Source organism: Nocardia abscessus, from assembly GCF_015477775.1.
Lineage (GTDB): Bacteria > Actinomycetota > Actinomycetes > Mycobacteriales > Mycobacteriaceae > Nocardia > Nocardia abscessus_A.
In genome coordinates this window covers 25,879-38,406 of the sequence record NZ_JADLQO010000024.1, presented here as the reverse complement: position 1 = coordinate 38,406, position 12,528 = coordinate 25,879, and the positions used below count along the sequence as shown (strand labels likewise).

Annotated in this window: 3 protein-coding genes; 2 read left to right on the top strand and 1 reads right to left on the bottom strand. The window is 71.1% G+C overall.

What is annotated here, in order from left to right:
• Window positions 1-41 precede the first annotated feature (41 nt).
• The gene (locus IU450_RS36430; protein ID WP_195154263.1) at window positions 42-377 is read right to left on the bottom strand and encodes a histone-like nucleoid-structuring protein Lsr2; all 336 of its coding nucleotides are present in this window, start codon (window positions 375-377) and stop codon (window positions 42-44) included.
• A gap of 694 nt (window positions 378-1,071) precedes the next feature.
• Between IU450_RS36430 and IU450_RS36425 the strand changes: the two genes are divergently transcribed.
• Both IU450_RS36425 and IU450_RS36420 read left to right on the top strand, forming a co-directional pair.
• Window positions 1,072-2,424 (top strand): glycosyltransferase, encoded by a 1,353-nt coding sequence (locus IU450_RS36425; protein ID WP_228835625.1) that lies wholly within the window; start codon window positions 1,072-1,074, stop codon window positions 2,422-2,424.
• Window positions 2,425-2,511: 87 nt separating this feature from the next.
• On the top strand, window positions 2,512-12,510 hold the full coding sequence (locus IU450_RS36420) for a hybrid fatty acyl-AMP ligase/type I polyketide synthase (RefSeq protein WP_195154262.1): 9,999 nt from the start codon (window positions 2,512-2,514) through the stop codon (window positions 12,508-12,510).
• Window positions 12,511-12,528: the final 18 nt, after the last annotated feature.

Genomic DNA, 12,528 nt, shown 5'->3' with positions numbered 1-12,528 from the left:
CCCCCGCGCCGCCGCTGCGGCGGCGCGGAACTCGCCCGGAACTACCCGTTCGCCTTTTTGTACGCCTCGACGACCTCGGCCGAGATCCGGCCGCGCGCCGAGACGTCGATACCGTTTTTGCGCGCCCATTCCCGGATAACCGTGGCCTGCTCCCGATCGTTCGCCGAACGCAGGACACCGCCGCGCCCGCGCCGCGTGCGACCGACTTTGCGGGCGTACGGAACCCACTGATCGAAGAATCCGCGCAACTGACCGGCATTGTCCGTCGACAAGTCCATCTCGTAGGCCACGCCGTCCACGGCGAAAGACACGGTTTCCTCGGCCTGAGACTTGCCGTCGTAGTCATCGACCAGAGTCACGACGACCTTGCGTGCCATAGAGATAATCCCTTCACGGTTACCGAGCGCGTGCAGTCGAAAAAACAATCGTAGCCAGTAGATAACAGATCGGTTCCACCACGGGAACAGCGGGGTCCCCTGCCGCGGCACGAGACGCGTGCGCCGAACAGTGCACCGCCGGCGACCGTGGAGCCTTCACATATTGCACGCGCACCAGGCCAACCAGCAAACGACACCTGCCGGAACGCCCCTGCGGTACTCCGATGGCGGCGTTTCGTGGCGCTCGGCGCGGCGCAGGCGCACCCGGATCTCGACGCTTCCACGGCGGCGGCCCGGCGCGTTCGGTAAATCCGGCGCACGGACGCCGAATGAGTCGGCGCCGAGCGCCTCCCGCCTCGCACCACGATGGCGTAATCGCAAGCCGGCCGCCGCATTCCGCGTGCGCGGCGGAGACGCCGCCACCTCCCCACAGCTGAGAAGGCTACGACGCGGCCGCCGCTTTAGTCTGGACGACGCCCGGTACAGCCGGAATACTGGCGTGCGCCGGTTTCGCCGGAGTCGACCATCCCGGGTGTGGCGCATTCGGTCGGCTCACCGTTCGGAAGAAAGGACCATCTCCCGATTCTGCAGACAGGCAGTCGGCCCGTTGAGGACGGCGGGGGGCCGAGTACCGTTCCGAACTCTGTCGAGCGAGTGGGGCATCCGCGCGACGCGGATCCCAGCAACGAATCAGATGTCGGCCGATTCGCGGAATTCGGCCAGACGAGCCAGTGCACGAGCGGAAGTCGATAGTATGCGTGTGGCCTTGTTGCCCGCAGGTACCAGGGGCGATCATCAACCGTATCTCGCGTTGGCGGACGAGTTCCGCGCCCGCGGGCACGACGTGGAAATCACCGCCACCCGCAATCAGGCGCACATCGTGCGCAACGCGGACTTCGAACCCCATGTGATTCCCTTCGACGCCGCGGAATTACTCGAGACGCCCGCGGCCAGACAGGCATTGGCCTCCGGCAGGACACTGCCGTTCATTCGCATCATGCTCGACACGGTGAAGATCATCGAGGGCGGGCGCGGGGTGGCGATGCACGAGGTGCTCGCGAAAGCCTGCGCGGACGCGGATGTCGTCGTCGCCTGCGCGTCGACATTGCCCTGGGCGATGGAGTTCCGGGAGAAGACCGGTACGCCGGTGATCGGCGGCCTGCCCTACCCGCTCGAACGCACCGGCGAGTTCCCGTCGTCGTTCATGGCGAAGAACATGACGTCGTCCCGGATTCTGTCGCGCGTGACCTACAGCCTTTTCGAAAGGTCCTATACGTTCCTGTATCGCAAGGTCGATCGCCAATTGCGTCAGCAGATGGGGCTGCCGGGCAAGCCGCGCAATCCTTTTCGGCGACTCCGCGACGAGCGGATACCGCTGGTTCACATGGTGAGCCCGGTGCTGTTGCCGAAGCCGCACGATTGGCCGGAGCGCGCGACGGTCGTCGGCGCTCCCATTCTGCCGCAGCGGCTGCGCGACGCGTGGGGGGAAGCGGTCATCGACCCGGAGCTCGACGCCTGGCTCGACGAAGGCGAACCACCGATCTATTTCTGCATGACCGGAATGCCCATCGTCGATCCGGCGGAGTGCCACCGGATGATCGCCACGGTCTGCGCGCGACTGGGCGCGCGGGCCCTGGTCACGGTGAGAGGCGAGGGATTCCCGAAGGGGTTCAGCGCCGATCGCGCTCTGCTGGTCATCGATTCGTTCGACTACGACCGTGTGCTGCCGCGCTGCCGCGCTGTGGTGCACCACGGCGGCAGCGGAAACACCCACGACGTGGTGCGCGCGGGGATTCCGGCCGTGGTGATCCCGGTGCACAGCGATCAATTCTTCTACGGGTGGCGCATCGCCGCGCTCGGTATCGGGGCCACTTTCCCGTATCGCCGGATCACCGCGGATCGCCTGTATCAGGCGCTGGCCCAAGCCCTCACGCCGCAGGCGCGGCAGCGAGCCGAGGAGATCGGGCGCACGGTGGCGGCGGAGAACGGTGTGCTCGCAGCGGTCGACGCCGTCGAGAAACTCGCCGCCGCGACCACCCGACCATGAGATGGCGGACGGCGCCCGTGGGGAATCGCGGCGCCGTCCGCTGAGCGCACGACCCCCGTGACAGTCGAGTTCCGAAGGTTGTACCGCATGACCGAATACCGTTCGTTCGTCGATGTGCTGCTCACCCGTGGTGAGACGTTGGACGCCGGGATCGCCTACCGATTTCTGCGGACCGGTGACGCGGACGGCGTCGTCGACGACATCAGCTATGCCGCCGTGTCGGTCCGCGCGCGGGCCATCGGCGCCGCGCTGCAGGACGGTGGCGTGCGCCGGGCGCTGCTGCTGTATCCGTCCGGATTGGATTTCATCGCAGGGTTTTTCGGCTGCCTGGCCGCCGGTGTGGTCGCCGTGCCCGCACCGCTGCCGCAGCTGGATGCCCGGTCGCTGCGGCGGCTGCGGCACATGGTCACCGATGCGGGCGTCGACGCGGTGCTCACCACCGCGCAGGTCCGCGCCGACGCGAGCGCGGCGATCGAGCAACTCCCGGAACTGGCCGCGCTGACCTGGCTGGCGACCGACGAGATCGCCGACGACGCCGCCGCGTCGTGGCGGCAGCCCGCCGTCGGCCCCGACTCGGTGGCCTTCCTGCAGTACACCTCGGGTTCGACGAGCGCGCCGCGCGGCGTCGTGGTCACCCATGCGAACCTGCTGCACAACGAGCGCGCCATCGCCGCGGCCCTGGGCCATACGCCGGATCTGGTGGACTCGCTCACCGACGCGCTGTTCGTCAGCTGGCTGCCGATGTACCACGATATGGGGCTCATCGCGCCCGTGTTGCAGACGATGTTCGTCGGCGCGAACGCGGTGCTGTTGTCTCCCCAGCATTTTCTGCAGCGCCCCGAGCGCTGGCCGCAGGCGGTGTCCGCGTTCGGCGCGCACACCAGCGGGGGTCCCAACTTCGGGTACGAGCTGTGCCTGCGCCGGATGTCGCCCGCGCAGATCGACCGGCTCGACCTGCGCGGCTGGAAAGTGGCCTTCAACGGCGCGGAGACGGTGCGCCCGGCCACGGTGCGCCGCTTCGCCGACACCTTCCGCAGCGCGGGTTTCCGGGCGGAGTCCTTCCAGCCGGTCTACGGTTTGGCCGAGGCGACGCTCATCGTCAGCGCCGCCGAAATCGGCGCCCGACCCACGGTGGTCCTGCCACCCGGCCGCTCCGAGCTGGTCGGCGTGGGGCGACCCGCCGAGGGATTGTCGATCGCCATCGTGGATCCGGAAAGACGCACGGAGTGCGCCGAAGGCGCCGAGGGCGAGATCTGGGTGTCCGGAACTAGTGTCGCCGCCGGGTATTTCGGCAACGAGCAGGCCACCGCCGAGACCTTCCATGCCAGGCTCGGCGACGACGACCGCGCGTTCCTGCGCACCGGCGATCTGGGTTTCCTGTCCGGCGGTGAGCTGTTCGTCACGGGGCGGCGCAAGGACCTGCTGATCATCGACGGCAAGAACCATTACCCGCAGGATCTGGAGCTGACCGTCGAAACGGCGCACGACGCCGTCCGGCCCGGGTGCGTGGCGGCCTTCTCGGTGGACGAGGGCATCGACGGGGAACTGCCCGTCGTGGTCGCGGAGGTGCGCACCGAGGACCCTGCCGAACTGGCCGGCGCCGAAGACGCGATCCGCGCCGCGGTCGGTGCGGAGCACGGGCTGACGCTGCGGTCGGTGGTCCTGATCCGTCCCGGTGAGCTGCTGAAGACCAGCAGCGGCAAGGTGCAGCGGCAGGCCTGCCGCGCGGCGTATCTCGATGACGAGTTCTCCCCGGTGCTGCCCGTACGCGGCGAGTTCGAGGACGCGCCGGTCGCCGCCCCCTCGGCGGCCGCGATGACCGCCGACGAGATGCAGACCTGGCTGGTGGAGATCATCGCCCGCTTGGCGTATCTCGATCCCGCCCGGATCGACGTGCACCGGCCACTGGTCGAATTCGGCCTCGGCTCCGCGGATCTCGTCGAACTCGTCGTGGAGCTGTCCGACCGCGTCGGGCATGCGCTGGACACGAATCTGTTCTTCGAGCACCCCACCATCGCGCAGGTGGTCGCGGCGCTGCACCGCACCGAAGCCGAGGCCGCGCCGGTCCAGCACCAGGGACGCACCGGCGACGACGCCATCGCGATCATCTCGATGGCCTGTCGTTTCCCGGGCGGCGCCGACGATCCGGAATCGCTGTGGCGCCTGCTCGACGACGGCCGCGACGGGCTGTCGGACGTGCCGCCGGGCCGCTGGAGCATCGACGGGCTCTACGACCCGGACCCGGCCGCCGAGGGCAAGGCGTACACCTTCCGCGGCGGATACCTCGGCCAGGTGGACGAGTTCGACGCCGCGTTCTTCGGTATCGGGCCGCGCGAGGCGGCGGTGATGGACCCGCAGCAACGGCTCATGCTGGAACTGAGCTGGGAGGCGATCGAACGGTCCGGTCGCGACCCGAGGCAGTTGCAGGGCAGCATGACCGGTGTCTATTTCGGGGTGTACAGCACCGGATATCTCGCCGACCCCGCTCCGCACCAGTTGAACGGGCAGGTCGGCACCGGCCTTTCCCCCAGTGTGGCCTCCGGCCGGGTCGCGTACACGCTCGGCTTGCACGGACCCGCCGTCACTCTCGACACGGCGTGTTCGTCGGCGATCGTGGCGATGCACCTGGCGGCTCAGGCGTTGCGCGCGGGCGAGTGCGATCTCGCCCTGGCCGGCGGCGCGACACTGCTGATGGGCCCGACCGCGCACGTGGAACTGTGCAAACTCGGTGTGCTGTCGCCGTCGGGACGCTGCGCGCCGTTCTCGGCGGGCGCGGACGGCACGGTGTGGGCCGAAGGCGCCGGTCTGGTGCTGCTGAAGCGGCTCGACGACGCCCGGCGCGACGGCGACCGGGTGCTGGCGGTGATCCGCGGCTCCGCGGTCAACCAGGACGGCCGCAGCCAAGGGATCAGCGCCCCCAGCGGATCCGCGCAGGAGCAGGTCCTGCGGGCGGCGTTGAACGCCGCGGGCGTGGCGCCCGAGGACGTGGACTACGTGGAAGCGCACGGCACCGGCACCGCGCTCGGCGACCCCATCGAAGCACGCGCCCTGGCCCGCGTCTACGGTCCCGGCCGGGCGCCGGATCGCCCGCTCGGGGTGGGGTCGCTGAAATCCAATCTGGGGCACACGCAAGCGGCGGCCGGCATCGGCGGCGTCATCAAGCTGGTCCTCGGTCTGCAGCACGAGCGGATACCGGGAATGGCCTACGACGGGCCGCCGACACCGCAGCTGGACTGGGCCGGGAGCGGATTGGTCGTGCGCACCGATCCGGCGCCCTGGCCCCGCGGCGCCCGTCCGCGCCGCGCCGGAGTCAGCGCGTTCGGGCTCAGCGGCACCAACGCCCACCTGATCCTCGAGGAAGCTCCCGCACTCGACGACCCGTCCGACGACTTCGACGACGAGCCGGACTACAGACAACTGGCGCTGCTGCCGATCTCGGCCCGGAACCGGACTTCGCTGCGCGGTCAGGCACGGCGTTTGCTCGAGCACGTCACCGGAGACGACACGCCGCCGCCCGCCCTGGTGTCCCGCTCCCTCGCCTTGCAGCGCACCCCGTTCGAATGGCGGGCCGTCGTCGTGGCGGCCGACCATGCCGAGATGCGCTCGGCGCTGGACGATCTCGTCGGCGAACGGTCGGCGCCCGATGTCGTGGTCGCCGCGGACGCGGCGCTCACCGCGGGGAAGACGGCGTTCGTCTTCCCGGGGCAGGGCGTGCAGTGGGCCGGAATGGCGCGTGACATGCTGGCCCGCTCGGAGGTCTTCCGCGCCGAATTCGCCCGATGCGACGAAGCGTTTCGGCACCGCACCGGATGGTCGCTGGCGACCGCGCTGTTCGGGCTCACCGCGGCGCAACTCGGCGACTTCACCGTGGTGCAACCGCTGCTGTTCGCCACGATGGCGGCGCTCGCGGCGACCTGGCGGGACGCGGGCGTCACACCGGATGCCGTGATCGGCCACAGCCAAGGCGAGATCGCCGCGGCTTACGTATCGGGTGCGCTGACCCTGGACGAGGCCGCCCAGGTGGTCGTGGCCCGCAGCCGCCTGATGGCCGGGATCGCCGAGGAGGGTGCGATGGCGATGGTCGGCATGCCCGCGCAGCGGCTCGAACAGCGCTTGGCGGCGCTGGAGCCGGCGGTGTCGATCGCGGCGATCAACATCTCTCGCTCGACGATCGTGGCGGGGGCGCGCGATGCGGTCGAGACGCTGGTGGGTGACCTGGAGGCCGAGCGGGTCGAGGTGCGGGTCCTGGCCGCGGGACCGGCGCTGGCGGGGCATTCCGTTCTGCTGGAACCGATCCGGGAGCAACTGCTGGACGAGCTCGCCGGGGTCAGCGCCGTCGCACCGGCCGTCCCGTGGTACTCGACCGTGCTGGGCGAACAGTTGGTCGACGACTCCGCGGACGCCGCCTACTGGTATCGCAACGCTCGCGAACCGGTCCGCTTCGCGAGCACCATCGAGCGCATGATCGGCGACGGGTTCCGGTACTTCGTCGAACTCGGAGTGCATCCGCTGCTGACCACGGCGGTGCGGACCGTCGCGGAGGAGACGGGCCGCGAGATCGTCGCGGTCGGGTCGCTGGTGCGCGACGCCGACGGGCCGCGCAGCCTGGCCCGTGCTCAGGCCGCGCTGTGGGTGGCAGGCCACGACCTCGACTGGTCGCGGCTGGTGCCCGCACAGGGCAGCGTCGATCTGCCCACCTACGCCTTCGACCGGCGGCGATTCTGGACCGAGTCGGTATCCCAGGACGCTTCCGCGCTGGGGTTGCAGGCCGCGGGCCATCCGTTCGTCGGCGCCGTCGTGCCGCAACCGGATTCCGGCGGGGTGACGCTGACCGGCCGCCTCTCGCTGCGGACCCACCCGTGGCTGGCCGAGCACGCCGCGCCCGCCGCGGTCGTCATGCCCGGCACCGGTCTGGTCGAACTCGCGATCCGCGCCGGTGACGAGGTGGCCGCCGACGTTGTGCGGGAACTCGTGCTGCACGCTCCGCTGGTCGTCCCGCAGGACGCGGCGGTGCAGATCCAGGTCGTCGTGGGCGACGCCGACGCCACCGGCTGCAGGCCCGTCTCGATCCACTCCCGCCTGGAACGGGATCTCGACACCTCGTGGACGTTGCACGCGCGCGGGGTGCTGGCGGCGACGGCCGGAACCGACGCGGGCGCCGTCGACACCGCGCAGTGGCCTCCGGTGGACGCGGCGGCGGTCGACGTCGAGGACATGTACGCGCGGTTGTCCGAGCGCGGGCACCGGTACGGCCCGCTGTTCCGGTCGGTGCGGGCGGCGTGGCGGCGCGGCGCGGAGGTCTTCGCCGAGGTGGCGCTTCCGGAGCATGCTCACGGTGATGCCGCGCGGTTCGAGATCCACCCCGCCCTGTTCGACTCCGCACTGCACGCGGCGCTGCTGCTCGGCGCGGGCGAAACCGATTCGGCGCTAATGCCTTTCGCGTGGACCGGCGTGACTCTGCACGCTTCCGGCGCGACGGCGTTGCGGGTCCGGATCACACAGGCCGACGACGGGGTCCGTGTGCTGGCGAACGATCACACCGGACAGCCGGTCGTGTCGGTGGAATCACTGGTCCTGCGGCCCGCGCCCGCGGGGCAGGTACTCGACGGGGCGCTGTCCGCCGCGCACCGCACCTTGTTCCGGCCGGAGTGGACACCTGTGCCCGCCCCCGCGACCGTCCGGCCGGTCGTCGCGGTGCCCTGGGCGCGGCTCGGCCCGCACGACGCGGCGCCGGACGCGGTGGTCATCGAAGTCGCCGAGGGCGATTCGATCGACGCCGTGCACACCGCGGTCCGGCAGACCCTCGAAGCCTTGCAGGCCGCACTCGACGACCCGCGACTGGGCGCGGCGACGATCGTGGTGCGCACTCGGCGCGCGATGGCGCTGCCCGGGGAGGAGGTCGCGAACACCGCGGGAGCCGCGGTCTGGGGGCTGGCCCGCACGGCGCAGTCGGAGAACCCGGACCGCGTCGTGGTGCTGGACAGCGCCGACGCCGAGGTCGACATCGCGGCGGTCCTCGCCTCCGGTGCGGCACAAGTCATGGTGCGCGACGGCGCTCTGTTCGCACCGCGGCTGGAGCGGCCCGCCATGGCCGGGCTCGCGCCGAGCGGACCCGACTTCGGGGACGGTTTCGTGCTCGTCACCGGAGCGCCGGGACGCCTCGGCTCGCTGCTGGCCGGGCATCTGGTGCGCGCCCACGGCGTCACCAAGCTGTTGCTGGCCAGCCGCCGGGGCTCCGAGGGCCCCGGTGCGGACGCCTTGCGCGCCGAACTCACCGGTCTCGGCGCGGAGGTGGTCTTCGCGCGTTGCGACGTGACCGACCGAGCGGCGCTCGCCGAGGTGCTGCGCGGACGCGCGATCAGCGGCGTCGTCCACGCGGCCATGGTCCTCGACGACGTCACACTGGGATCGCTGACTCCGCAACGGCTCGAAGCGGTCCTGCGACCGAAGGTCGACGCGGCGTATCACCTGCACGAGCTGACCTCGGACCTGGACCTGGCGTGCTTCGTCCTGTTCTCTTCGGTCGCGGGCGTCCTCGGCAATCCCGGTCAGGCGAACTACGCGGCCGCCAACGCCTACCTCGATGCCCTCGCCACCCATCGGGTTGCGCAAGGGCGCACCGCGCAGTCGCTGGCCTGGGGTCCGTGGAGCCTCGATATGCACGAGGTGATGGAGGCGGCGGACATCCGTCGCATGGAACGCACCGGTGTGCGCCCGCTCGCCGCGCTCGACGGCTTGGCCGCGTTCGACGCGGCGCTGCGGCGGAGCGAACCGGTGCTGGTGCCGATGCTGATCGACGCCGACGCGATGCGGCGCGCGCCGATCGTCGCGCCGTTGCTGCGCGGACTGATCCGGCCCTCGACACGCCGCACGGCCGTCCACCGCGATGCCACCGACCCGTCGGTGCGGTCGCGGTTCGCCGAGCGGCTGCGCGGATTGCCCCCCGAAGAGGCGACCGCGGTCGCGGTGGAGGTGGTGGCGCGCTGGGCCGCCGACGTGCTCGGTCACACCGGCGCGGACGCCGTCGCGCCGGACCGGTCGTTCCAGAGCCTGGGCATGGACTCGCTGATGGCGGTGGAACTGCGCAACCGGTTGCGCGACGACACCGGCATCCTGGTGCCGCTCGGCGAGATCTTCACCCACCAGAGTCCGGCCGCGCTGGCCGCCTACCTCGTCGAACAGGCGGCACGCACGGATACCGGCGCGCCCGCGGTCGTCGGCGCCGAGGAGGACGTCCCCGATGTCGTCACGCTGCCCGTCACCCGAGACCTGATGCGGCTGCTGCGGACGCAGCGGCAAGGCGTGCCGAGTGCCGCTCAGACCGGCGGACTGGCCATCCGGCTGCACACGGCGGTCGAACGCGCCGAACTGGAAGCGATGCTCGCCCGCCTCGCCGGACGGCACGCGGCGCTGCGCACGGTGATCGTGCCGAGCGACGAGCACGGCACCCAGCTCCAGGTGCGGTCCGCGCCGGGCGGGCCGCTGCTGCGGTGGACGGTCGTCGATCGGCTCGACCACGCCGTCGCGCGAGCACGGTTGCGCGAGTTGATGAGTGAGCCGTTCGACCTGGCGCAGGGGCCGCTGTGGCGGTTCGAGCTGTTGGCGTCCGGTTCCGGCGAGCAGACGCTGATCTTCGGTGCGCACCACGGCATGTGCGATGTCCAGTCGATGTTGCTGGTGGCCGGGGAGATCGACGCCGAGCTGTCCGGGACGCCCTTCCCGGATACCTTGTCCAACAAGGACATCCATGATCTGCTCGCGGCGCAGGCGCCGCAGGCCGAGCCCGACGCCGAGTGGCGAAGGGAGTTCGCCGGTTGCCGCCGCCTCGACCTCACCCTCGCCCGCCCCAGACCCGCGCAGCGCAGTCACCGTGCGGGAGAGGTGCTGCTGGAACTGCCCGCCGGGCTGCAGGACGGTGTGGCGCGGCGCGCCCGGGAGCTGGGCATCACGCCCGCTGCACTGTTCCTCGGCACGCTGACCGTGCTGCTGGCCCGGCGGCAGGACAACGATCGTTTCGCGCTGGCCGTCCCGGTGGACACCCGCATCCACGCCGACGCGCCCACCGGCGTCGGCTATTTCGGTGTGCCGGTGCCCTATCCGGCGACCGTGGAGCCGGGCGAGTCGATCGACGACCTGCTGCGCCGCACCGGTGACCAGCTGCGGCGCCTGCTCGTGCCGGGAGCCGGGTTCTCCGACGCCCTCGGTGCGCTCGCCGCGGAAGGTCTCTACCGGGACAACGCGCCGCTGGTCGAGGTGTACTTCAACTATCTGCGGGCCAACGCCGCCGTCCACCGCGCGGAACTGGTTCCGGTGGGAACCGGATACTCCGATCTCGACCTCATGGTGGCCGTGCTGGCCGACGTGGGCCAGGTCTGGTTCACCTACAACGCGGACATCATCGATGACGCGACCTGCACCAGCCTCGGCCAGGACTACCTCACGCTGCTCGCCGAGGTGATCGAGCACGCCGGGCTGCCGGTTCGCCCGGGGTCGCGCGCACCCGCCGCACCGGGCGGCGTCGCGTTCGCGGCCACGTTCGCGCTGGGCAAGCTGCCGGATCTGTATCACGCCGCGTCGGCGCCCGCCCACGGCGAGGACGGACCGACCGTGCTCGAGGCGCCCTACCACCACGTCCTGGCCGGATTGCGCGACCCCTCCGGCGTCTTCGCCCAGCCGTCCACCTCCCTGGGCATCGTCTTGCTGCGGGCGGCGGACCTGGAGCGATTCGGTGCGCTCACCGACGACGCACTCGCCGAACTGGCCGAGCAGTACCCCGCCGCCGTCCGGGAAGCCTCCGAGCGTGCCCGGGTGCCGATCATCGTCGGCTTCCTGCCCGCACCCGATCCGGACGAGCGCCTGCGCCACTGGGAGCAACGGATTGCGGGGCGGCTGCGGGAGATCCCCGGCGTGGCGGTCCTCACCGAGCCCGACTGGACGCGGGACCATCAGGTGGCGCACCGCTTCGACGCGCAGACCGACGCACTGGCTCATCTGCCGTTCACCGAGGAATTCCAGGCCGTGGTGGCGCTGACCCTCGCCGCCGTCGCACGCGTCGCTCTGCTGCCCGCGCCGAAGGTCATCGCCGTGGACGGCGACGACACACTGTGGAGCGGCGTCGTGGACGAAATCGGCCCCACGGCGGTCGCCTTCGACGCACCACGGCTCGCACTGGCGCGGCGGTTGCGGCAATGGCGCGCCGCGGGCACCCTGCTGGTGCTGATCAGCAACAACGACGAGGCGTCCGTCCGAGCCGTGCTCGACCGTCCGGACAGCCCGCTGCGCGCCACGGACTTCACCGTCGTCTCCACCGGATGGGACGGCAAGCCCGAGCGGCTGGAGGAGGCCGCGCGGACAGTGGGATTCGCCCTCGACGGCGTGGTCTATCTCGACGACAACCCGGTCGAGATCGCGAAGATACGAGCGCGGGCACCGGAAGTGCTCGCCGTGACCTGTCCGCCGGTCCGGGAACTGGAGGCATTCCTCACGCGCTTGTGGCCGGTGACCCCGGTGGCCGTGACCGCGGAGGACGCCGAGCGCGCGGAGTTCTACCGGCGCGAACGCGAACGCGACCTGGCCAGGGAGCAATCGGACTTCGCGCAGTTCCTCGACGGCCTGGAGCTGGTGGTGACCGTGGAGCCGCTGTCCGAGCAGAGCATGCCCCGCGCGGCCCAGCTCGTCCGGCGGACCAGCCAATTCGTCCTGGGCGCCGTCACCGAGGAGGATATCGACCGGTGGCGGGAGGAAGGCGAGGTGTGGACCGCATCGGCGCGAGATCGGTTCGGCGACTACGGAACCGTCGCCCTGCTCGCGCTGCGCACCGACGGCGCCGCGCTGCATTTGCGCGGTTGGCATCTCAGCTGCCGCGCCCTCGGCCGAGGGGTCGAGGAACGCCTGCTCGGCTGGCTGGCCGAGCGCGCGGCGGAGCTGGGCTGCGCGACGGTGCGGATGACCGTGCACCGCACCGCGCGCAACGTGCCCGCCCGCCGCTTGGCCGCCGCGCTCGGCGGCGGCGCCATCGATGCCGAGCGACTCGAGGTCGACGTACCGCTGCAGCGCCTGCGGACGTTCCGATCCTGGGCGCAATGACCATGGCCGACAAGGAGT